The organism is Nocardiopsis aegyptia (assembly GCF_013410755.1).
Lineage (GTDB): Bacteria > Actinomycetota > Actinomycetes > Streptosporangiales > Streptosporangiaceae > Nocardiopsis > Nocardiopsis aegyptia.
The window spans coordinates 5,598,226-5,620,310 of record NZ_JACCFS010000001.1 but is presented as its reverse complement, the minus strand read 5'-3'; the positions used below and the strand labels follow the sequence as shown (position 1 = coordinate 5,620,310).

Below are 22,085 nucleotides of genomic sequence, written 5' to 3'. Positions count from 1 at the left end.
CCGCCGGCCCGCCAGTCCGTCAGCCCGCGCTCTCCTCCGGCTCCGACTCCGACTCCCGGGGCGCGGCCTCCTCGGACTGGTGGCGGCCGATCTCGCGCGGCATCCAGATCAGGACCACGACCAGCCCCAGCACGGCGAAGCACAGCGACACCGTCGCCCCCAGGTGGAGTCCGTTGAGGAAGGACTCCTTGGCCGGCTCGACCAGGACCCTCCCCTGCTCGCCCAGCCGCCGCGCCAGCGCCATGGTGGCCTCGACCGACTCACCGGCCTCGTGCAGCTCGGCGGGCGCGAGGTCGGGCGTGTCCCCGCTCTGGGCGACCCGTTCGAGTTCGGGTGTGATCCCGGCGCGGTACCGGAACGAGATCAGCGCGCCCAGGACCGCGACGCCCATCGCGGTCGCGACCTGGCGCACCGTGTTCTGCACGGCGGAGGCGGCCCCCGCCTTGCCCGGCGGGACGGAGGACATGATGGCGTCGGTCGCGGGCGTCAGCACGATCGCCATGGAGGAGGCCTGGACGAAGGTCATGACGATGATGAGCACCAGTGGGGTCGCCACCTGGAGCTGGGTGAAGAAGGCGAAGGTCGCGCACACCCCCAGGACGCCCGCCGCGGCGATCCGGCGGGGTCCGGCCCACCGCACCAGCGTGGGGCTCAGGGGCGCCAGGATCATCTGCCCCGCGGCGGCGGGCAGCACCAGCAGGCCCGCCACGAACGGGGTGAACTCGCGCACGCTCTGCCAGTAGAAGCTGAGGAAGAAGATCAGCCCCGACATGCTGAAGAAGAGCACCATCATGACGGCGATGGAGACACTGAACCTGGGGTTGCGGAAGAAACGCACGTCCAGGGAGGGGTCGGTGGTGCGCGACTCGTGGAACAGGAAGAGTGTGATGACCGCCACACCCGCGATCAGGGCGCCGTACACGTCCCAGTCGGCCAGCGACGCGCGCTCGCCCGCGGTGATGATGCCGTAGATCAGCAGCACCAGCCCGGGGACCGACAACAGGACGCCCACGACGTCCGGGCGCCCGGGATTCGCGTCGCGCGAGTCCGGGATCAGGAAGAACACCAGGGCCAGCCCGATCAGCACGAAGGGCACGTTGATCAGGAAGATCGATCCCCACCAGAAGTTCACCAGCAGCAGGCCGCCCGCCGACGGGCCGATCGCCAGCGCCAGCCCGACCGACCCGGCCCAGATGCCGATGGCCCGGCCGCGCTGCTCGGGCGGGAACACGTTGGTGATGATCGACAGGGTCTGCGGCATCACCATGGACGCGCCGAAACCCATGACGGCACGGGCCAGGATCAGCTGCTCCGGGCTCTGGGAGTAGGCCGACAGCACCGAGGCCGCCCCGAACACCACCAGCCCCGCCACCAACAGGCGTCTGCGCCCCCACCGGTCCCCCAGCACGCCGAACGTGAACAGCAGTCCCGCGAACACGAGGGTGTAGGAGTTGATCGCCCAGGCCAGCTGGGACTGGCTCGCCCCCAGGCCGAGTTCGGGGTCGGAGAGCACCCTCAGGGCCACGTTGAGGATCGTGTTGTCGGCGACGATCACCAACAAGCAGATGATGAGCACCGCCAGTCCGCCCCACCTGCGCCGATACGCCGTCTGCCGATCCACGGACACCTCCGATGTGAGCTGGGACTCCGCGCCCCGTGACACTCAGGGCTATCGGGAATGCCGCGCCCGCGCAAACGGGTTGTATCCCAAGGAATTCGGCGTCGGGACGCCGTGCGATGATGCTGTCGTGCGGCGCGCCGCACACCCTTGGCCCCCGAGGGCCCCTCGCGCCCAGCGCGACAACTCGTCCATACGTCCGGAGACACCCCCGAGGTGCTTCGAGACAACGGAGGAACGCACACATGAACACCACAGCCAAGGCTTCCACCGGCGGGAACACCCTGTACGGCGGAGTGACCTCCCGACGCGTCACGGTCCGCGACCTGGCCGCCGCCAAGCGGCGCGGCGAGCGCTGGCCGATGCTCACCGCCTACGACGCCCTCACCGCCCGGGTCTTCGACGAGGCGGGCATCCCCGTCCTGCTCGTCGGCGACTCCGCGGCCAACGTCGTCTACGGCTACGACACCACCGTTCCCGTCACCATGGACGAGCTCGTCCCCCTGACGGCCGCCGTCGCGCGCTCCACCCAGCGGGCGCTCGTCGTGGCGGACCTGCCGTTCGGTTCCTACCAGGGCTCGCCCCAGCAGGCCCTGGAGGCGGCCAGCCGCTTCATGAAGGAGGGCCGCGCCCAGGCGGTCAAGCTGGAGGGCGGCCACACGGTGGCCCACCAGGTCGAACTGCTGGTCTCGGCCGGGATCCCGGTCATGGGGCACGTCGGCCTGACCCCGCAGTCGGTCAACACGCTGGGCGGCTACCGGGTCCAGGGCCGCGGCGAGGCCGCGGCCGACCTGCTCAAGGACGCCAAGGAGCTGGAGCGCGCGGGCGCGTTCTCGCTCGTGCTGGAGTGCGTGCCCTCCGAGCTGGCGGCCGAGGTCACCGAGCAGCTGTCCATCCCGACGATCGGTATCGGCGCGGGCCCGTCCACGGACGCCCAGGTGCTGGTGTGGCAGGACATGGCGGGGCTCAGCCCCAAGGTGGCCAAGTTCGTCAAGGCCTACGCCAACCTCAACGAGACGCTGCGCGAGGCCGCGTCGAGCTTCGCCGACGACGTCGTGCAGGGCGCCTTCCCCGAGGAGCGCCACTCCTACACCGCCTGATCCGGGCGCGGCCGATCCGGCCGCACCGCCGCGTCACCACCGCACCGCCGGTCGGGTCCGTCCCGGCCGGCGGTGCCGTGTGCGCGGGCCGGTGCCGTGTGCGCGGGCCGGTGCCGTCGACCGGCCCGCGGACCCGTGCCGCGGAAGTGCTGCTGCGGACCCGTGCCCCGGACCCGTGCCGGAGTGTGAGGCGGACGACAACCCGAACGGTACTCGGGAGTAGAGTCGCACCGTACCGAGCACCGACACGGGCCGGGGTCCGGCCCTCCGGGAGGACACATGCGCATCTCGATGCCGCTCCAGTACGCGGGCGAGCCCAAGGCCGCCGTCGATCTGGTCGCCGAGCTGGAGAAGGCCGGACTCGACACCGTGTGGGTCGCGGAGGTCTACGGCTTCGACAGCCCCACCCTGATGGGCTACATCGCCGCACGCACCGAGACGGTGGCCATCGGCTCGGCCATCCTGCCCCTGTACAGCCGCACCCCCAGCCTGATCGCGATGACCGCGGCGGGACTGGACGACCTCTCCGACGGGCGCGCGATCCTCGGCCTGGGGGCCAGCGGGCCGCAGGTCATCGAGGGCTGGCACGGCGTGCCCTACACCAAGCCCCTGGCGCGCACCCGCGAGACCGTCGAGATCTGCCGCCGGATCTGGGCCCGCGAGGACCGCCTCACCCACGACGGCTCCGTCTTCCAGCTCCCCCTGCCGCCGGAGAGCGGCACCGGCCTGGGCAAGCCGCTCAAGCTCATCAACCACCCCCGGCGCCCCGACATCCCGATCTACCTGGCCTCCCTGGGCGAGAAGAACGTCGCGATGACGGCCGAGATCGCCGACGGCTGGCTGCCGCACCTGTTCATCCCGGAGAAGGCGGAGAGCGTGTGGGGGGCGTCGCTCGCGGCGGGCAGGGCCAAGCGCGACCCGGCCCTGGGCGAGCTGGAGATCTCGGCGGGCGGGCTGCTCGCCATCGGCGAGGGCGAGGACACCAAGAAGCTGCTCGACTTCGTCCGCCCGATGATCGCCCTGTACGTGGGCGGCATGGGCGCCAAGGGCAAGAACTTCTACAACACCGTGGCCCGCCGGTACGGGTACGAGGAGGCCGCGGAAAAGATCCAGGACCTGTACCTGGAGGGCCGCAAGGAGGAGGCGGCCGCGGCGGTGCCCGAGGAGTTCGTGGAGCTGACCAACATGGTCGGCCCGGAGTCCTACGTGCGCGAGCGCGTCGAGGCCTTCCGCGCGGCCGGGGTGACGCAACTCAACGTGACCCCGGTGGGCGACAACCCGGCCGAGCTGGTGGAGAAGGTCAAGGGCTGGATCTCCTGACACATCCGTCACACCAGGTCGCGTGCCCCGCGCTCCGATGGGGGCACGCGACCCCCTCAAGGCCGGAAATTTTCTTTTTCACACGAAGGCGCAGCGCACCCCGGGGCCACTACTCCATGTAGCCATATCTCCACCTATCGCCCTGTTAACATGCGTTAAGTAACGTCCTGCCCCCGGACGATCACGGAGAACGCATGCCCCCTGTACCCCACCGGATCGGCGTGAGCGCCCTCCTCACGGCGGCCGCCCTCGGCTCGGTCCTGGTCTCCCCCCTCCCGGCGGCCGCCGCCCCCGCGCAGCACTGCGTCGGCGACGTCGACGGCAGCGGCCAGGAGTGCTTCGACAGCTACGAACAGGCGATCGACGCGGCGGAGGCCCGCGTCGGACACACCCTCGCCGAGCAGGAACGCGCCCTGGCAGGTCTGGAACGCTCCCTGGCCGGCTCCCCGCCCGGCACCCTCGCCGCCGCGAGCGACTTCAACGTCATCATCGGCACCTACTTCGAGCACGCGAACTACGGCGGCGCCACGTTCACCCTCTACGGGGACAACACGTGCCAGGGCGGCGACGACACCGAGTTCTGGTTCACCTTCCCCTCGGAGTGGCAGGGCATCATCTCGTCGGCCCAGCCCTGGGCACGGTGCTCGCTGTGGCTGCACGCGGGACCGGACGGCACCGGCGACCGCGACGGCCCCTACCGCGAGAACACCCCCGACATCGGCGGCTACATGAACGACCGCACCGTCTCCACCACCCTGGGCTGACGCCGCCCCGCCCCCGACTCCCCGCCCCCGCCCGATGGGAGAACCGACATGCAACGCACGTACGCCGTGCTCACCGCCGCCGCGGTCGCCGTGGCGACCGCGGTCACCACGGCACCGACCCCGGCCTTCGCCGACCACGAGGACACACCCACGGTGCGCCAGCTCCTGGAGCGCTGCAACGTGTCGACGGACCTGTGCGAGTTCCACCCGAGCGGACCGCCGGAGCTGTTCGCCACCGACGGCCGCGTCGTGGGATCGGAGGTGTTCAACTGCACCTCGGGGCGCCAGAACATGGCCGTGCGGTGGTCCGACACCACGTCCCAGAGCAACAGTGTCGGCCTGGCCCTGACCACCGAGGCCGGGTTCGGCGAGGTCTTCTCGGTGTCCTACGAGCAGTCCTTCGAGCACACCTGGACGACCTCGCACACCGAGTCGCAGACCACGTTCGTCAACACGGGCCCCGGTGAGGTCGGCTGGGTCGAGCGCCGACCGCAGATGCAGCGGGTCCACGGCACCTACGAACTGCACTTCGGCAGCCGCCAGTGGGGCCACTACATCTGGTACGCGCCCTTCACCGCCGAAGGACCCGTCCCGGGTTCACCGAACGAGGTCGTCACGCAGAACGTCCGGCCGATGACCGACGCGGAGGAGGCGGCGTGCCCCTGATCACCAGAAGCCGGGCGGCGTTGGGAACCCTCGCCGCGAGCGCCGTGGCGGCGGCCCTGGTGCTGTCGCCCGCACCGGCCGCGGCCGACCACGAGGACACCCCGACGGTCCGGGAACTGCTGGAGAGGTGCGGAGAGAGCACCGACCTGTGCGAGTTCCACCCCTCGGGACCGCCGGAGTACTTCCAGAACACCGCCGAGCAGGTCGGTGCGCCGGTCTACAACTGCACCGACCACGAGCAGCTGTCCCAGGTGTCCTGGTCCAAGACCACGGGCGAGTCCAACAGCGTGAACCTGTCGATGACGGCGACGTTCGGCGCGATCTTCAAGCAGAGCTTCACGGTCTCCTACGGCCACGAGTGGAGCTCGGAGCACACGCAGACGCAGCGCACGCAGATCACCGCCCAGCCGGGCGAGGTGGCGACCGTCTACTACGGGCCGCGGATGCAGAGGGTCCACGGCACCTACGAGCTGCACTTCGGCAGCCGCCAGTGGGGCCACTACATCTGGTACGCGCCCTTCACCGCCGAAGGACCGGCGGACGACCAGGGCAGCACCGTCACACAGTCCACCAGGCAGATGACGGACCAGGAGCGCGCCGCCTTCTGCGGCTGACCCGGGCCTCCCGGCCGTGCCGCGCCGATCGGGGCGCGGCACGGCCCGGGTCCCCGAGCCCGCCCCACGGATCGGATGATGGACCCGGGTTCCCAGCGTCCGATCCCCGGACCCGGGACCGGCCTGCGGACACCGGGCCGGGTGCCGGCGTCAGCGCGGGTCGGGGCTCACAGTCCCGTGATGCGGATACCCGCGTGGGTCTTGTAGCGGCGGTTGACCGCGATGAGGTTGGCGGTGAGCGCCTCGACCTGGTGGGCGTTGCGCAGTCGCCCGCCGAACACGCCCCGCACTCCGGGGATCAGGTCGGCCAGCGCGCGCACGACGTCGGTGGCCGCGCGGTCCTCGCCCAGGACCAGGACGTCGAGCTCGACCTCGGTGACCTCCGGGTCCAGCAGCACCACCGCGGACACGTGGTGGAACGCCGCGGTGACCCGGCTGCGCGGCAGGACCTCGGCGGCCTGCTCGGCGGCGCTGCCCTCCGGCACGTCCAGCGCGAAGGGGCCCCGCTTGTCGAAGCCGAGCGGGTTGACGCAGTCGACGACGATCTTGTCCGCGAGCTCGTCGGCCAGTCCGGCCAGCAGGTCGCGGTGGCCCTCCCACGGCACCGCGACGATGACGATGTCGCCCTCCGCGGCGGCCGCGGCATTGTCCAGGCCCCGAACGTCGACGGAAGCGTCCTCGGCGTCGGCGAGCTCCTTGGCGACCGATGCCGCGCGGTCCGCACTGCGCGATCCGATGATCACGGTCATGCCCGCCAGGGCGAACCGGCGGGCGAGCCCGCGCCCCTGGTCGCCCGTGCCGCCCAGGACGGCGATGGTCCGACCGGCGATGTCCACGCCCTGCGGCGTGCTCTGTTCACTCATGCACCGATCCTGTCAGAGCGCCTCCCCCGCGACCGCACCCAGGTCACCAGTCCTCCTTGTCCTGCTCCTCCCAGGCCGAATTGCGCTCGGCCGCGGTGGTCAGGGCCCGGGAGGCCGCGTCCTCGCTGTCGTAGGGGCCCATGCGCTTCTTGTTGGGGCAGCCCGCACCGTGTTCGACCCGATGGTGCACGAGGCAGTACCACCAGCGGTCCTCGTCCGTTCTCTCGTCCATCCCGGCCTCTCGTTCTCGGTCTCCGTCGTGGGGCCCTTACCCGTGGTGGGACCGCGCTCACACCCCCGTGGTGCCGCCTCTTGGCGAGCCCGTCCGGGGACGCCCACGAACTACAATCGGATCTCATGACTACTCCGCTGGTTCCTGGGCGCATATCGCCCCAACGCTCGGTTCCCTCCCACATCGTCCGGCCCGAGTACGTCGGTCAGAAGTACCCCGTGGAGGGTGTCCTGGGCGACGTGCAGACCCCGGAGACCATCGAGAGGCTCAGGGCCACCTCGCAGCTCGCCGCGCGGGCGCTGCAGGAGGTCGGCAAGAACGTCGAGCCCGGCGTGACCACGGACGAGCTGGACAGGATCGGCCACGAGTTCCTGCTCGACCACGGCGCCTACCCCAGCACGCTGGGGTACAAGGGCTACCCGAAGTCGCTGTGCTCCTCCCTCAACGAGGTCATCTGCCACGGCATCCCCGACGACACCGTCATCTCCGACGGCGACATCGTCAACATCGACATCACCGCCTACAAGGACGGGGTGCACGGCGACACCAACGCCACGTTCCTGGCCGGGAACGTGACGGAGGAGCACCGGCTCCTGGTGGAGCGCACCCACGAGGCGACGATGCGCGCGATCAAGGCCTGCCGTCCGGGGCGGCAGATCAACGTGATCGGCCGGGTCATCGAGTCCTACGCCAAGCGGTTCGGCTACGGCGTCGTGCGCGACTTCACCGGCCACGGCGTGGGCCCGGAGTTCCACTCCGGCCTGGTGATCCCGCACTACGACGACCCGCGCGCGGACACCGTCATGGAGCCGGGCATGACCTTCACCATCGAGCCGATGATCACGCTCGGCGCGGTGGAGTACGACATGTGGGACGACGGTTGGACCGCCGTCACCGCCGACCGCCGCTGGACCGCGCAGTTCGAGCACACCCTGGTCATCACCGACTCCGGCGCGGAGATCCTCACCCTGCCCTGAGCGGACGGCTCGTCCCACGGGCCGTCGCGGGGGCTCCTCGGCTGTCGCGGGGCGGGTGGCACCGCAGGGCAGGGGCCACTTCGGGGCAGGTGGCATCTCGGGCGCGCTCCGGTCCTCACCGGCTCGCGCAGGTCCCGCGGGGCCGCCTCGCTCCAGCTGCGTCGGGGGTGTGGGAGCGAGGCGTCGGCATGGACCGCGCCGGCACGAGGGACGGCACGACCGCCCGGAGCCCGACCGCTCTGCCCTGTGGATCACCGGGGGCGGCGCGCGAGGGCGTGTTCTCACGAGGACGCGTCCCGTGGCCGCCTCCCGGGCCACCGGCGCGCCTCGGGCGCGCCGCTGGAACGCCGCGCTGCAGGGCGAGTATCGGCGGAACATGCCCTAGGGTCACCTGATGAAGATCCTCATCTCCGCCGACATGGAGGGGGCCACGGGCGTCACGTGGCCCGCCGACGTCGAGCCCGGCACCGAGCAGTGGCAGCGCTGCCGCGCCATGTTCACCAGCGACGTGAACGCGGCCGTGACGGGCCTGTTCGAGGGCGGTGCGGACGAGGTGCTGGTCAACGAGGCGCACTCCACCATGCGCAACCTGCTCCTGGAGGACCTGCACCAGGACGCGACCATGATCACCGGCCGGCACAAGGACCTGTCCATGGTCGAGGGCGTCCAGGCGGGCGACTGCGACGGGGTGGTGTTCCTCGGCTACCACTGCGGCGCCGGGGACGAGGGCGTGCTCGCCCACACCTACCTGCCCAACGCCGTCACCGGCGTGTGGCTGGACGGGGAGCCCGCGAGCGAGGGCCGCCTGAACGCCGCGGTGGTCGCCGAGTACGGCACCCCTGTCATCCTCGTCACCGGGGACGACCGGGCCTGCGAGGACACCTCCGGCTACGCCCCCTTCGCGCGGACCGTCGCGGTCAAGGAGCACGTGAGCCGCTACGCCGCGCGCTGTCGGCCGCCCGCGCGCACGGCGGAGGACATCCGGGCCGGGGCACGCGCCGCCATGCTCCTGGCCGGGCGGCTGGAGCCCGCCGAGCCGCGTCCGCGCACGGTCGAGGTGGAGGTCGACGCCGCCCACCTCTCCCAGGCCGCCGCGCTGGTGCCGGGGGTGACCCGCGTGGGGGCGCGGCGGGTCCGCTTCACCTCGCCCGACGCCTACGAGATGATCCGCTGCTTCAAGACCGTGACTACGCTCGTTTCCCAGGCAATGGAAGCGCACTACGGGTAAGACTGGGGCGGGAGGGCACTCCCCCGTTCTGGCACCCACTCATCGGAGAGCGAGGCCGCGCACGTGGTCCATACCGTCACGTCCCCCGAGACCGCTCTCGACGCGGCGGGAGAGGACGCGATCCGCCTGGCGCGCGGTCTCGTGCGCCAGGACTCCACCAACCACGGCGGCGGCCGTGGCGACGAGCGCGCCGCGGCCGAGTACGCCGCCGAGGCGCTCGGCGAGGCCGGGCTCGACCCGCTGGTCCTGGAGTCGGCGCCCCGCCGCGCGAACGTGGTCGTGCGCGTGCCCGGCACCGATCCCTCCGCCGCCGCCCTGCTCGTGCACGGACACCTGGACGTGGTCCCGGCCGACGCCGCCGACTGGACGCTGCCGCCCTTCGCGGGCGAGATCGCCGACTGCCCGGTCACGGGCGTCCCCTCTCTGTGGGGGCGCGGCACGGTGGACATGAAGAACACGGTCGCGATGGTCGCCGCCGTGGTGCGCCACTGGGCCCGCCACGGCCTGCGGCCGCGCCGCGACCTCGTCCTGGCGTTCGTCGCCGACGAGGAGGACAGCGCCGCCTACGGGGCCGACTGGCTGGTGCGCGAGCACGCCGACCTGTTCGAGGGCTGCACCGTGGGGATCGGCGAGGGCGGCGGGGAGACGGTGCACGCCCGGGGGGCCGACGGACGCCCGGTCCGGCTCTACCCGGTGGGCGCCGCCGAGCGTGGCAGCGCCTGGCTGACGCTGCGTGCGCGCGGCACGGCCGGGCACGGGTCGCGTCCCCCGCGCGACAACGCCGTGGGGACGCTCGCGGAGGCGGTCGCCCGGATCGCACGGCACCCGTGGCCGTCGCACCTGACCCCGGTGACCCTCGACTCGATCGACACGGTCGCCAAGGCGCTGGGGGTGGGACGCGCCCCCGGCGACACCGCCACGGACGAGGCCGTCGACGCCCTGGTCGCCCGGCTGGGCGAGGCCGCGCCGCTGATCGCCCCCGCGGTGCGCAACAGCACCACGCCCACCATGCTCTCGGCGGGCTACAAGGTGAACGTGGTGCCCGGTGAGGCGACCGCGGGCGTGGACGGGCGGGTGCTGCCGGGCGCGGAGGAGGCCTTCGAGTCCACCATGGACGCGCTGACCGGGGACCGGGTGGACTGGGAGTACGCGCACCGGTCGCCGGCGGTGTCGGCTCCCGTCGACGGCCCCGCCTTCGCGGCGATCGGCGCCGCCCTGCGCGCGCACGACCCCGACGCCCACGTGGTGCCGATGTGCCTGTCCGGCGGCACCGACGCCAAGGTCTTCGACCGGTTGGGCATCGACTGCTACGGCTTCTCCCCGATGCGCCAGCCCGAGGGGCTGGACTACACGGGACTGCTGCACGGCGTGGACGAGCGGGTGCCGTTGGACGGGCTCCGGTTCGGGGTACGCGTGCTGGACACGTTCCTGCGGGCCTGACCGGGCCCGACAGGAACGGTTCGGGGGCGAGGGGCGTCCGAACGGGTGGCCGACGAGGGAAGGACGACATGCACAAGGCTGTTCCGGAGGCGTCCGCGGGGGTCGACGGGCGACGTGTGGGCGATGCGGGGACCGCGGTCCGCGGCGTGCCCCGGGACGCGTCGGCCGTGCCCGCGCGCGGGGTGCCCGCGCTGACGCGGCCGCCGCGGCTGCGCTCCGGCGACCGGGTACGGCTGGTGACGCCGTGCAGCCCGGTCCCGGCCGCCCAGCTGGACGCCTCGGTGGCGGTGCTGCGCGAGTGGGGTCTGCGCGTGGACCTGGCACCGCACGTGCGTGAGCGGCATCCGCGCCTGCCCTACCTGGCAGGCGAGGACGCCGTGCGCGCCGCCGACCTCCAGTCGGCCTGGTGCGACCCGGACGTGGCCGCGGTGTTCTGCGTGCGCGGCGGCGACGGCGCGCACCGGACCCTGGACCTGCTGGACTTCGACGCGATGCGGCGGGCCGAGCCCAAGGCGCTGGTCGGGTTCAGTGACGTGACCGCGCTGCACGAGGCCTTCGCGGTGGAACTCGGGGTGGCGACGGTACACGGCCCGGTCGTGGGCACGCGCTACTTCGTGGGCGACGCGCTCGCCCAGCGCGAGCTGCGCACGACGCTGTTCACCCCGGAGCGGCGCATGGTGCTGACGTCGCCGGGCGCGCACGCGCTGGTGCCCGGGCGCGCCCGGGGCGTGACGTTCGGCGGGAACCTCAGCCTGCTCAACGACGGCCTCGCCACCCCGCACAGCCGTCTGTCCGCCGACCGCGGACTCCTGATCCTGGAGGACATCGGCGAGGACGTCGCCCGGATCGACCGGATGCTCACGCACCTGCTGCGCACCGGGTGGATGGACGGGGTGTCCGGGGTCGTGCTGGGCACGTGGACGGACTGTCCGCCCGACCTGGGTGTGATCGCCGACCTGATGCGCGAACGACTGGAGCCGCTGGGCGTCCCCGTGCTGTGGGGACTGGAGTTCGGGCACTGCCCCGCCCAGCTGACGATCCCCCTGGGCGTGCCGGCCGAGCTCGACGCCGAGCGCGGCACCCTGGAGCTGGCCGTTCCCGGTCTGGTGTGAGCGTGTCCGGACGCACAACGGCGCACACCGGTGTCTCCCCTGCCGCGCCCTTGACCTCCCAGGCGGTGTCGGACGGGCTCGGCCCGGCCCGCGCGGACTTCCCGGTGACCTTCCACCCGCGCATGGCGGGCTTCACCCGGCCGCTGGGCACGCTCTGAGGCCGGAGCGGGGGCCGCGGGCGGCCACGCCTCCCCCGGGCCGCCGGGCGCGCGCCGAGGCGGGAACCGGGGCGACGACCGGTGCGGTGGAGGCCCGCCCGGTTAGACTCGTCGCATGGTTCGAGAACCGCTGACCCCCGAGCAGATCGCCCGCGGCCATCTCCTGGGGCGGCTGCTCCGCGAGGCCAGGGGCCGGCGCACGATGGTCGACGTCGCCCACCAGGCCGGCATCTCGGTCGAGACCCTGCGCAAGATCGAGGGCGGCCGCATCCCCACTCCCGCCTTCTTCACCGTCGCGGCGATCGCCGACGCGCTGGACCTGTCCCTGGACGATCTGCTGCGCCGCCTCCACGACGTGCCCGCTATCGCGGTCTGAGACCGCCGACACCGCCCAGCAGGGCCTCGGTGAGCAGACCGTTCAACGGCCCGGCGGGGGTGTGCGCCCGCGCCCGTGCCCGCGCGCGCCCGTCGGCCAGGCACCACCGCCAGAGCCGCTCCAGGCGGTCGGGGTCGGGTGCGGCCTCCGGCCCGTCGAGCGTGAGCACCGGCCAGTCCCACACCCGGCCCTGGGCCGCGACCTTGGCACCGCCGACGACGGGGTCCACCGCCACCGCCGGAACACCGTTGCGCAAGGCGAGGACCAGCCCATGCAGGCGCGTGGTCACCACCAGATCCATCCGACCCACCAGTGCGTCGAACTGGGCCGGCCACGCGCAGTGCAGCCAGTCGGCGGCGTCCAACCGAGTGTCGAGCGGCACCCGGGCACAGTCCTTGTCCACCAGCCACCGCGCCAGGGCGCGGTGCGCGCGCGAGTGGGCGCCCCGGTCCCCGTACTCGCGCTGCCCCGGGGCCGCGGTCACCCCGACCACCGGGACCGGCGCGGGCGGCGCGGCGTCCGCGGCCAGGTCCCGGCGCGGCTCGCGCCCCGGCCCGTCCCGGGCCAGGACGAGGTGGAAGCCGAGCAGCGCGGGATCGCGCGGGTCGACGGCGGAAACGCCGGCCGCGATCCGCGTGCAGTCCGCGAAACGCCGGTGCAGGTCGGCGACCTGCTCCCCCGACGCGGGTCCGCACACGAAGACCAGGTGCGAGTACGCGTCCGGGTCCACCTCCTCCAGGGTCGGCCCCCGGGACCGGAAGTGGGGGCTCCACACGACGTCGTGGGCGATGCCGTGCGCACCGAGCTCGGCGGACACCGCCTCCGCGGCGCCGACGTCCCCGGCCGTCGCCTCACCGTGCCGGAACGAGAACCAGCCGGCGAGCACGACGCGGATCGGTGTACGGTCCCCCATGGTCCACCCCCTCGTTCCACGCCTATCGTGAGTCTCGTACCCGTGGCCCGGGCGTGTTCCCCCGCTCCGCCGGGACCGGGGAGTGGTAGGCACGTGGAAGCCGCGTCGAATCGCAGGGGGAGACCATGACGGATCAGGCACTGAAGGTGGACGAGGCCGAGCTGCGCGGCCTGCTGGACGGGCGCTGGGCGCGGGTGCGCGAACGCGCCCGCGACCTCCTGCGCGGCGAGGAGTTCGCCCCCGTCTCCGGCCTGTCGGTGGAGGACCACCGCGCGCGCGTGCTGACCCAGCTCAAGGCCCTGGCCGGGACCGAGGTGCCCGGTTTCGGGTTCCCCGAATCCGTGGGCGGGTCCGACGACATCGGCGCCTCGGTCGTGGCCTTCGAGATGCTCGTGTGCGACATGTCGCTCATGGTGAAGGTGGGTGTGCAGTGGGGCCTGTTCGGCGGCGCCATCCGCGCCCTGGGCACCGAGCCGCACCACGCCGAGTACCTGCCCGGGGTGATGTCGGTGGACCTGCCCGGCTGTTTCGCGATGACCGAGACCGGCCACGGGTCGGACGTGCAGCACCTGCGCACGACCGCCGTCTACGACCCCGCCACCGAGGAGTTCGTGGTCCACACGCCCGACGAGTCGGCGCGCAAGGACTACATCGGCAACGCCGCCCGGGACGGGCGGATGGCGGTGGTCTTCGCCCAGTTGAGCGCCGACGGCGCCGAGCACGGCGTGCACGCCCTCATGGTGCCCGTCCGCGACGCCGAGGGCCGGCCGATGCCGGGTGTGCGCATCGAGGACTGCGGCACCAAGGCCGGGCTCAACGGAGTCGACAACGGCCGCCTGTGGTTCGACCAGGTCCGGGTGCCGCGCACGAACCTGCTCAACCGGTACGGGGACGTGGCCGCCGACGGCACCTACACCAGCCCCATCGAGAACAAGAACCGCCGCTTCTTCACCATGCTCGGCACGCTGATCCGCGGCCGGATCAGCGTGGCCGGGGGCGCGGGCACCGCCACCAAGGCCGCGCTGGCGATCGCCGTGCGCTACGCCGACACCCGCCGCCAGTTCACCCGCCCCTCCGCCGACGGCCGGCCGGAACAGGAGGTGCGGATCCTGGACTACCTCGCCCACCAGCGCAAACTGCTGCCCGCGCTGGCGCGCACCTATGGCCTGCACTTCGCCCAGGAGGAACTGGTCGCCCGGCTGCACGAGCTGTACGCGGCCCAGGAGCGCGGTGAGCGCGACGAGCACGCCCAGCGCGAACTGGAGTCGCGCGCGGCGGGGCTGAAGGCGATCGCGACCTGGCACGCCACCGACACCATCCAGACCTGCCGCGAGGCCTGCGGCGGGGCCGGGTACCTGGCCGAGAACCGTATCCCGCAGCTCAAGGCCGACTCCGACATCTTCACCACGTTCGAGGGCGACAACACCGTCCTGCTCCAGCAGCTCACCAAGGGCCTGCTGACCAACTTCCAGGAGCACTTCGGCGACCTCGACCAGCTGGGGCTGGTCAAGTTCATGGCGGGCCGGTTCGTGGAGGCGGTCATCGAACGCACCGCCGCGACGCCGCTGATCGAACGCCTGGTGGCCGCCGCCCCGGGCCGGGGCACCGAGACGAGCCTGTACAACCGCGGCTGGCAGCTGGAGCTGTTGGAGGACCGGGAGCAGCACGTCATCGAGGGGCTGGCCGGGCGCCTGCGCCGCGCCCGCAAGGACGGCAGCGACGCCTTCGACGTGTTCAACCAGGCTCAGGACCACGTGCTGACCGCCGGGCGCGCGCACATGGATCGCGTGGTGCTGGAGGCGTTCGTGGCGGGCATCGACCGCTGCGGCGACCAGTCCACGACCAAGCTGCTCAACCGCCTGTGCGACCTGTACGTGCTCTCCGTCGTGGAGGAGGACCGCGCGTGGTTCCTGGAGCACGAGCGCCTGTCCACGTCCCGGGCCAAGGCGGTGACGCAGGCGGTGAACGACCTGTGCCGGGGTCTGCGCCCCTACGCGGTCACGCTGGCCGACGCCTTCGGTCTGCGTGACGAGTGGCTGGGCGCGCCGATCGCCCTGGGCGCGGAGCACGCCCGCCAAGGCGACGGCGCGGCGGTGTCCACGGGCTGACTAGGCTCGTCGGCGTCGACGGTTCGCACGGCGTGGGGAGGTCTCGGATGTCGGCCATCCGGCTGCTGGTCCTGGGGGCGGTCCGCGTCCGCGGGCGGGCGCACGGCTACCAGGTGCGCGCCGACCTGGAGTCGTGGGGCGCGCACGAGTGGTCCACGGCCAAGCCGGGGTCGATCTACCACGCGTTGAAGCAGATGGCGCGCCAGGGACTGCTGCGCGACCACGACGTCGCGCCCTCCACCGCCGGGGGCCCGCCCCGGAAGGAGTACGAGATCACCGACGAGGGCACCGCCGCCTACTTCGAGCTGCTGCGCGAGGCACTGGTGTCCGTCGACGCCGGGCCGGACGTGCTCTCGGCCGCCGTCGGGTTCCTCGTCGACCTGCCGCGCCCGGAGGCGGTCGCCCTGCTCCGGCGGCGGGTGGCGGCCCTGGAGAAGTGGCGGCGGAGCGTGGTGGAGCACTACGAGCCCGAGCGGGGGCCCGAGTCGCAGGGCCATGTCGGGGAGGTCCTGGACCTGTGGGTGCACACGGCCGAGTCGGGTGCCCAGTGGACGCGCGGCCTCATCGCACGGATCGAGGGCGGCGCCTACTCCTTCGCGGGCGAGGGCGGCGAGCCGTTCGCCGGCCTGGTGACCGAGGGCTGATCACGTCCCGGCGGCCGGTCGGCGGGTGTGGGCGGGTGGGGTGCCGGAGCGGGTGGAACCACCGGGGTCAGGGGAGGCCTGTGCGGCTCCCGTCGCCATGGGCGTCCTCGGGATCAGGGGAGCCTTCGAAACCACCCGCGCACGTGGGCGGCGATCTTCAGCTCCGCCTCGACGCGTGTGCGCTCGGCGTCGGTGAGGTCGAGACCGCGCAGGCGGTCCATCCACGCGGGGAGGTCACCGATCTCGTCCAGGGCGGTGGAGAGCTCGATCATGGTCGCCAGGGCCAGACCCACGTCCACCGCGGGAGCCCGGTTGCCGTACCTGCGCAGCGCCGAGCCCACATGGCGGAGCGCGGCGCGGTCGTCGTGCTTGAACTCGCGGAAGATCCGCGCCTGATCGAGTGCCTTGGCCAGGCCGTCCAGCTCCTTGGACCCGCCGTACTCCAGTTCCTCGGGCTCGTCGCGCTGGATGAAGATGATCTGGTTGCCCGAGGGGTCCATGAGGCTGAAGCGGGTGGCGCCGGACCGGTAGCGGGTGATGCGGGGCAGGCCGCGTGCGAGCACCTTGCCGTAGTGGCGGCGCATGGCGGCGACGAGGGCGGCGTGGTAGGCCGCGACGTCGTCGACCATGACCAGGCAGCCGCCGGTGTGCTCGCGGGAGGGGTCCAGCCCCTCGGGCGGACGCGAGTAGTGCAGGTCGAAGCCGCTCCACCGGAACGCGAGGTAGAGGTAGGGGCGGGTCTGCCGGTAGGTGACCTCGAACCCGAGCGCCTGGAAGAACTCCAGGGTCTCGTCCGCCGACGCGCAGTGCAGCGTGGGCACGACCGTCTCGTTGGCCTGGACGCCCGGGTGCTGGTCGGAGGGCGTGTCCGGTGCGTCCGGTGCGGTCTGGTCGGCTTGTTCGGCCTGGTCGGGCATGGCGTCTCTCTTCGCTGGTGGGGTTCGTCCGGTGGTGAGCCTAGGCCTCCGCTCCCGGCTAGTCAAAGTTGACTAGTCTGACGCCGTCCGCGTCCAGGGCTTCCGCTCACCGCTTCCACTGCCTAACATGAAGCAAATTCATGTTAGGCAGGTCACACGTGCGCACGCCCCCCGCGCCCCAGCCCGCGCCCGAACCCCCGCCCCGCGACACCACCCCGGTCGCCGCGCTCGCCGAACCCCGACGGCCCGTGCGCGCCCTGTGGGTGGGCGGGCTCAGCCTGGCCAACCTCGGCATGTGGATGGCCTTCTTCGGCCCCCTCCAGGTCCTGCTGCCCGAGCAGATCGGCCTGGCCGCGCCCGAGGCCAAGGAGACGGCCCTGGCCTGGGTGACCGGGGTGGGCGCCGCCCTGGCCATGGTCGCCACGCCCCTGGCCGGAGCGCTCTCGGACCGCACCACCGGCCGTTTCGGACGCCGACGCCCCTGGGTGGTGGCGGGGGCCGTCCTCGGCGGGGCCGGACTCGTGGTCCTGGGCCGCCAGGACACCGTCGTCGGTGTGATGGTCGGCTGGTCGCTCGTCCAGACCGCGCTGTCCTGCCTGAACGCGACCCTGCTCGCCGCCGTCCCCGACCACGTGCCGGTCCGCCAGCGCGGCGCGGTCTCCGGATGGATCGGCATCCCCCAGTCGGCGGGTGTGGTGGCCGCCGTCCTGCTGGTCACGGTCGTGACCACCGGGATCGCGCCGGGGTACACGCTGATCGGCGTCCTGACCGCGGCGTGCGCGCTGCCCTTCGCCCTGTCGTCGCCCGACCCGCCGCTGCCGCGCGAGGCCCGGCCGCCGTGGCGCGAGTTCACCCGCGGGCTGTGGGTGTCGCCGCGCCGCCACCCCGACTTCGGGTGGGCCTGGCTGACCCGGTTCCTCATGCAGACCGGCAACGCCATGTTCGTGCTGTACCTGCTGTACTTCCTGCGCGACGGCGTGGGCTACGAGGAACTGTTCCCGGGTTCGTCGGCCGCCGACGGGCTGCTGGTGCTGATCCTGGTCTACACGGCGGCGGTCGTGGCGACCACCGTGGTGGCGGGGGTCGTCTCGGACCGGCTCGGCCGCCGCCGCGCCCTGGTGTGCCTGTCCGGGGTGGTCATGGCCGTGCCCGCGTTCCTGCTGGCCCTCGCCCCCACCTGGCCGATGAGTCTGGTGTGCGCCGTGGTGCTGGGGATGGGCTTCGGTGTCTACCTGTCGGTGGACAACGCCCTGGTCACCGAGGTGCTCCCGAGCGCGCTGGGCCGGGCCAAGGACCTGGGGATCGTCAACATCGCCAGTGCCGGGCCACAGGTGATCGCGCCGGCGCTGGCCGGACCGATCGTGGTGTACCTGGGCGGCTACCCGGTGCTCTACACCGCCTGCGGCGTGGTCACCCTGCTGGGGGCCGTGCTGGTCTGGAAGATCCGCGGGGTCGCGTGATCCCGCACGACAACGGGGCTCGCGTGGCCCCGCACGACACGAAGGAGTCGACCGTGCCGTCACCGTTCCTGTGGGGCGTGGCCTCGTCCGCGTTCCAGGTCGAGGGGGCCCTGGCCGAGGACGGACGGGGCCCGTCCGTGTGGGACGTCTTCAGTGCGCGGCCCGGCGCCGTCCGCGACGACCACAGTCCCGCCACGGCCTGCGACCACTACCACCGCTGGGCCGAGGACGTGGACCTGCTCGACCGGCTGGGCGTGCACGCCTACCGGTTCTCGGTCTCGTGGCCGCGGGTGGTGCCGCGGGGTCGCGGCGCGGTCAACAAGGCGGGTCTGGACTTCTACGACCGCCTGGTGGACGCCCTGGTCGCACGCGGGATCGAGCCGGTGCCGACGCTCTTCCACTGGGACCTGCCGCAGGCGCTGGAGGAGGCGGGCGGCTGGTCCTCGCGCGAGACCGCCGCGGCCTTCGCCGACTACGCCGCCGCGGTCGCCGACCGCCTGGGCGACCGGGTGCGCCGGTGGATCACGCTGAACGAGCCGGTCGTGCACACGGCCTACGGGCACGCGTTCGGCGTCCACGCGCCCGGCCGGACGCTGGAGGTGCCGGACGTGCTGATGGTGGCCCACCACCAGTTGCTCGCGCACGGGCTGGCCGCCGGGGAGCTGCGCTCGCGCGGGCTGGAGGTGCTGCTCACGAACAACTACTCCCCCGTGAGCCCCGCCACCGGGACCGAGGCCGACGCGGCGGCGGCACGCGCCTACGACGCCCTGCACAACCGGCTGTTCACCGACCCGGTGCTCACCGGCGCCTACCCGGACCTGAGCGCGTTCGGCGCGGACGGGGTCGACGCCGTGCGCGAGGGCGACCTGGCGACCATCGCGGGCAGTGTGGACGGACTCGGCGTCAACTACTACAACCCGACGCGGATCGCCGCTCCCCCGCAGGGATCGGCACTACCGTTCGACTTCGCCGAGATCACCCAGGTGCCCACGACGGCGTTCGGGTGGCCGGTGGTGCCCGAGGGCCTCGAACGCCTGCTGCTCCTGCTCGGTGAGCGCTACGGGGAGGCGCTGGTGCCGATGTACGTGACCGAGAACGGCTGCTCCCAGGAGGACGCCGTCGCGCCGGACGGCCGCGTGGCCGACCCGGAGCGGATCGCCTACCTGGCCGGGCACGTGCGGGCCGTCGACCGGGCGCGTGAGCGCGGAGCGGACGTGCGCGGGTACTTCGTGTGGACGCTCACCGACAACTTCGAGTGGGCGGAGGGCTACCACCAGCGCTTCGGCCTGGTCCACGTGGACCACGCGACCCAGCGGCGCCGCCCCAAGGACTCCTTCGAGTGGTACCGGTCGCTGATCGCCGACCGCACGGCTTCCTCGGAGGAGGCCGCACCCAAGTGACGGGCCCCGCGGCGAACGGCGCCGCGGTCCTCCCGGGCCCGGTCCGGCACGGTCGCGGGGGTCGCCTCCCTCCCCGGGCGGGGCTCCGGCGGCCCTCGCGGGCGTCAGCGTCCCGCGAGGGCCGCGGCCTCGCGCACCGCCGGATGCGGGTCCTCGCGGCGCAGCCGCCGCAAACGGTCCGTGTAGCGGGCGCGTTGCGCGGGGGTCGTGGGGGCGTCCGCCAGGACGTGGACCGCGTGGCGCCGGACCACGGGCAGCGTCGACCCCAGTCCGGCCAGTGCGGTCTCGACCTCCTCAGGGCCGATCGCGCAGAATCCGCTGCCCGGGGAGAGGCGGCGCAGGACCGCGTCGTGCCACTCGGGCCGGTCCGCCAGCGCCTGTTCCAAGGGCTCGTAGTCGAGTCCGCCGTGCGCCCCGTGGTCGCGGAAGGAGGTGTAGGGGGCGGTGAGCCCTCGGACCGCGACCCCCTCCGGGAGCCGGTCCAGCCGCGCGGCCACCAGGTCCATCCGGTCGAGCCGGGCGAGCGCCGCCGCGGCCCAGGCGCGGTCCGGTTCCGGCAGGCTGGTGTCCGTCATGACGGGTTCCAGGGCGGCGATCACGGCCTGCGGCGCCCCCGGGGTGGCCGCCGGAGCGATCTCGGCGAGGAGCTTGGCCCACCGCCACTTCTCCCGCGCGCCCGGCAGGTGGTCGAGAACGGCGGCGAGGGTCGTCGGGCCGCTGAGCGCACGCAGGACGTCGGTCGCCCTCTCCGCGCTCAACGGGCCCGGCACGGGCGACTCGACGATCGCGATCAGCTCGTGTGCCCGCCGCTCCGGCGCGATCGCGCCGAGGCGCTCGGCCTCGCGCTCCTCGGCGGCCAGTTCCGGGAAGTGCCTGACGACCTCGTCAGGTGTCAGCGACAGCGGCACGAGTTCCCACGCCTCGTCCATGGCGACGACGACGAAGTTCGGGTCCACGACGCCCTCGGTGACCAGCCGGTGGCGGGCCGAGCGGCAGACCGCGACGACGGTGCGCAGGTAGCGGTCATGGACCTCGTCCCAGCGCCGCCCACCGTCCGCGGTCGCGTGCGCCGCCAACCGCCGGGCCCACTCGTCCTCGGCCTCGCCCGGGTCGACCTGCCACGGCCAGTCGGCGGGGCTCCACCGAAGCCAATCCGCGCCGGACGTGCCGGTGCCCGTCTCGCACTTGGTCTCGGCGAGCCACTCCTCGCTGGCGACGGAGACCAGTGTCCAGGAGATCGTGCCGCCCTCCTCGGCGTAGAACATGTGCACGGCCGCTCCGTAGAGCCGGTCACGCGGGTGCTCCTCGCGCACGCGTCGGACCAGACCGACGATCTGATGGCCGAGCACTTCTTCGAGGCCAACCCAGTCGAATTCCATGCGGCGGACATTATCCACAGCCTCCGACGAAGGGTTCGGGCCCCCTACGGCGGCTACTCCCCCGGCACGGTGTCCAGGGGGCCGCTGTCGGCGCGGTCGGGGGCGTCCTCGCCGCGCCGGCGCGCCGGCTCCCACCACCACCAGTGCGACTCCGGCACCCACGCGGGTACCTCCTCGCCGCTGACCGGGCTCGCCTCGGCCGCGACCTCGACCAGGGCGTCGTCGATCCGCGGCAGGGCCGCCAGGTCGCCCGGACGCAGGAAGGTCTCCCAGGGAACGAACTCCTCGCCCAGGATCTGCAGCATCGACCGCCGCCAGCAGGCGGGCCGGTAGCCCTCGTGCCGACCGTTCTCGGCCGCGGTCTGGGTGCGCACCACGTACAGGCCGAGCCGGTCGGGGTTGTTGCCCGACACCAGGAGCCGGGCGAGCGCGGCGCCGAGGTTCTGTCCGGCGGGCGACCGGCGCTCGGCGCTCGTGGTCGCCCGGTACAGCTCGAAGAGCGCCGCGAACGCGTTGTCCATCAGCGCGTCGCGGTCCCTGCGGCGGGTGGCGCTCTCCTCGAACGCCTCCGTCACGCTCCTGGCCAGGCCGGACAGGTCCCTGCCCGCATCCGCACTCACCGACACACCGTCCTCGTCCGCACCACTGGTCATGGAGGCCCTCCACCGCGCGGGTTTTGCCCCACCTTTGCGATCATAATCAACCGATCGAGCGCGACGACGCGTGGTGGCCGGTCGCCTCGTGCCGGTGCGACCGAAGCGGGCCGAGCCGGGCCGCCCGGCCGTCCGCGCTTCGT

At 73.0% G+C, this 22,085-nt stretch carries 22 protein-coding genes; 15 read left to right on the top strand and 7 right to left on the bottom strand.

From position 1 onward, the window contains the following. Positions 1 to 19: 19 nt before the first annotated feature. Complete coding sequence (locus HNR10_RS25155; RefSeq protein WP_179827608.1) at positions 20 to 1,621, bottom strand: MFS transporter; 1,602 nt, start codon at positions 1,619 to 1,621, stop codon at positions 20 to 22. A gap of 242 nt (positions 1,622 to 1,863) precedes the next feature. Between HNR10_RS25155 and panB the strand changes: the two genes are divergently transcribed. The 5 genes from panB to HNR10_RS25130 all read left to right on the top strand — a co-directional run bounded on the left by panB (position 1,864) and on the right by HNR10_RS25130 (position 6,082). Beyond that, positions 1,864 to 2,718, top strand: coding sequence for a 3-methyl-2-oxobutanoate hydroxymethyltransferase (panB, locus tag HNR10_RS25150; RefSeq protein WP_179827606.1), 855 nt, complete (start codon positions 1,864 to 1,866; stop codon positions 2,716 to 2,718). Between the two features lie 279 nt (positions 2,719 to 2,997). Further along, the gene (locus HNR10_RS25145) at positions 2,998 to 4,038 is read left to right on the top strand and encodes an LLM class F420-dependent oxidoreductase (protein WP_179827599.1); all 1,041 of its coding nucleotides are present in this window, start codon (positions 2,998 to 3,000) and stop codon (positions 4,036 to 4,038) included. A 194-nt stretch (positions 4,039 to 4,232) separates the two neighbouring features. Continuing rightward, positions 4,233 to 4,802, top strand: coding sequence for a hypothetical protein (locus tag HNR10_RS25140; RefSeq protein ID WP_218897997.1), 570 nt, complete (start codon positions 4,233 to 4,235; stop codon positions 4,800 to 4,802). A 48-nt stretch (positions 4,803 to 4,850) separates the two neighbouring features. Continuing rightward, positions 4,851 to 5,468, top strand: coding sequence for a hypothetical protein (locus HNR10_RS25135; protein WP_179827597.1), 618 nt, complete (start codon positions 4,851 to 4,853; stop codon positions 5,466 to 5,468). Continuing rightward, the gene (locus HNR10_RS25130; RefSeq protein ID WP_376769771.1) at positions 5,459 to 6,082 is read left to right on the top strand and encodes a hypothetical protein; all 624 of its coding nucleotides are present in this window, start codon (positions 5,459 to 5,461) and stop codon (positions 6,080 to 6,082) included. The genes HNR10_RS25135 and HNR10_RS25130 overlap by 10 nt, the downstream gene beginning before the upstream one ends. A 167-nt stretch (positions 6,083 to 6,249) precedes the next feature. Here HNR10_RS25130 and npdG read toward each other — a convergent pair whose 3' ends face one another. Next, positions 6,250 to 6,945, bottom strand: a complete 696-nt coding sequence (gene npdG, locus HNR10_RS25125; RefSeq protein WP_179827595.1) for an NADPH-dependent F420 reductase — start codon at positions 6,943 to 6,945, stop codon at positions 6,250 to 6,252. Positions 6,946 to 6,988: 43 nt separating this feature from the next. Next, positions 6,989 to 7,177: a hypothetical protein gene (locus HNR10_RS25120; RefSeq protein ID WP_179827593.1), complete on the bottom strand. Its 189-nt coding sequence runs from the start codon at positions 7,175 to 7,177 to the stop codon at positions 6,989 to 6,991. A gap of 125 nt (positions 7,178 to 7,302) precedes the next feature. Here HNR10_RS25120 and map point away from each other — a divergent pair, with 125 nt between their 5' ends. From map to HNR10_RS25090, 6 genes are all read left to right on the top strand, one after another. Beyond that, on the top strand, positions 7,303 to 8,154 hold the full coding sequence (gene map, locus HNR10_RS25115) for a type I methionyl aminopeptidase (protein WP_179827591.1): 852 nt from the start codon (positions 7,303 to 7,305) through the stop codon (positions 8,152 to 8,154). Positions 8,155 to 8,548: 394 nt separating this feature from the next. After that, a complete protein-coding gene (locus HNR10_RS25110) occupies positions 8,549 to 9,382 on the top strand; it encodes a M55 family metallopeptidase (RefSeq protein ID WP_179827589.1) in 834 nt (277 codons plus the stop codon). Positions 9,383 to 9,445: 63 nt separating this feature from the next. Continuing rightward, positions 9,446 to 10,822: a M20/M25/M40 family metallo-hydrolase gene (locus tag HNR10_RS25105; RefSeq protein ID WP_179827587.1), complete on the top strand. Its 1,377-nt coding sequence runs from the start codon at positions 9,446 to 9,448 to the stop codon at positions 10,820 to 10,822. Between the two features lie 68 nt (positions 10,823 to 10,890). Then, entirely contained in the window at positions 10,891 to 11,934 is a 1,044-nt protein-coding gene (locus tag HNR10_RS25100) for a S66 peptidase family protein (protein ID WP_179827585.1), read from the top strand. Between the two features lie 2 nt (positions 11,935 to 11,936). Then, positions 11,937 to 12,092, top strand: a complete 156-nt coding sequence (locus HNR10_RS25095) for a hypothetical protein (protein WP_179827583.1) — start codon at positions 11,937 to 11,939, stop codon at positions 12,090 to 12,092. 115 nt (positions 12,093 to 12,207) lie between these two features. Continuing rightward, complete coding sequence (locus HNR10_RS25090; protein WP_179827576.1) at positions 12,208 to 12,468, top strand: helix-turn-helix domain-containing protein; 261 nt, start codon at positions 12,208 to 12,210, stop codon at positions 12,466 to 12,468. On the opposite strand, the gene HNR10_RS25085 is transcribed toward HNR10_RS25090, so the two are convergent. Next, positions 12,455 to 13,381, bottom strand: coding sequence for a polysaccharide pyruvyl transferase family protein (locus HNR10_RS25085; RefSeq protein WP_179827575.1), 927 nt, complete (start codon positions 13,379 to 13,381; stop codon positions 12,455 to 12,457). The two genes, HNR10_RS25090 and HNR10_RS25085, sit on opposite strands and share 14 nt — an antisense overlap. Before the next feature lie 125 nt (positions 13,382 to 13,506). Between HNR10_RS25085 and HNR10_RS25080 the strand changes: the two genes are divergently transcribed. Next, on the top strand, positions 13,507 to 15,489 hold the full coding sequence (locus HNR10_RS25080; RefSeq protein WP_179827574.1) for an acyl-CoA dehydrogenase family protein: 1,983 nt from the start codon (positions 13,507 to 13,509) through the stop codon (positions 15,487 to 15,489). A gap of 47 nt (positions 15,490 to 15,536) precedes the next feature. Next, entirely contained in the window at positions 15,537 to 16,133 is a 597-nt protein-coding gene (locus HNR10_RS25075; RefSeq protein WP_179827572.1) for a PadR family transcriptional regulator, read from the top strand. Between the two features lie 113 nt (positions 16,134 to 16,246). Here HNR10_RS25075 and HNR10_RS25070 read toward each other — a convergent pair whose 3' ends face one another. After that, the gene (locus HNR10_RS25070) at positions 16,247 to 17,050 is read right to left on the bottom strand and encodes a VOC family protein (RefSeq protein WP_246406408.1); all 804 of its coding nucleotides are present in this window, start codon (positions 17,048 to 17,050) and stop codon (positions 16,247 to 16,249) included. 158 nt (positions 17,051 to 17,208) lie between these two features. On the opposite strand from HNR10_RS25070, the gene HNR10_RS25065 reads away from it, so the two are divergent. Both HNR10_RS25065 and HNR10_RS25060 read left to right on the top strand, forming a co-directional pair. After that, positions 17,209 to 18,510, top strand: coding sequence for an MFS transporter (locus HNR10_RS25065; RefSeq protein WP_312889413.1), 1,302 nt, complete (start codon positions 17,209 to 17,211; stop codon positions 18,508 to 18,510). Positions 18,511 to 18,563: 53 nt separating this feature from the next. Continuing rightward, positions 18,564 to 19,910 carry a GH1 family beta-glucosidase gene (locus tag HNR10_RS25060; RefSeq protein ID WP_179827570.1) on the top strand — a complete coding sequence of 449 codons (1,347 nt, stop codon included), beginning with the start codon at positions 18,564 to 18,566 and terminating at the stop codon, positions 19,908 to 19,910. A gap of 104 nt (positions 19,911 to 20,014) precedes the next feature. Here the strand turns inward: HNR10_RS25060 and HNR10_RS25055 are convergent, their stop codons facing one another. Together HNR10_RS25055 and HNR10_RS25050 are read right to left on the bottom strand one after the other, a co-directional pair. Further along, positions 20,015 to 21,289, bottom strand: coding sequence for a DUF4303 domain-containing protein (locus tag HNR10_RS25055; RefSeq protein ID WP_179827569.1), 1,275 nt, complete (start codon positions 21,287 to 21,289; stop codon positions 20,015 to 20,017). Positions 21,290 to 21,342: 53 nt separating this feature from the next. After that, entirely contained in the window at positions 21,343 to 21,915 is a 573-nt protein-coding gene (locus HNR10_RS25050) for a hypothetical protein (RefSeq protein ID WP_179829951.1), read from the bottom strand. Positions 21,916 to 22,085 lie beyond the last annotated feature (170 nt).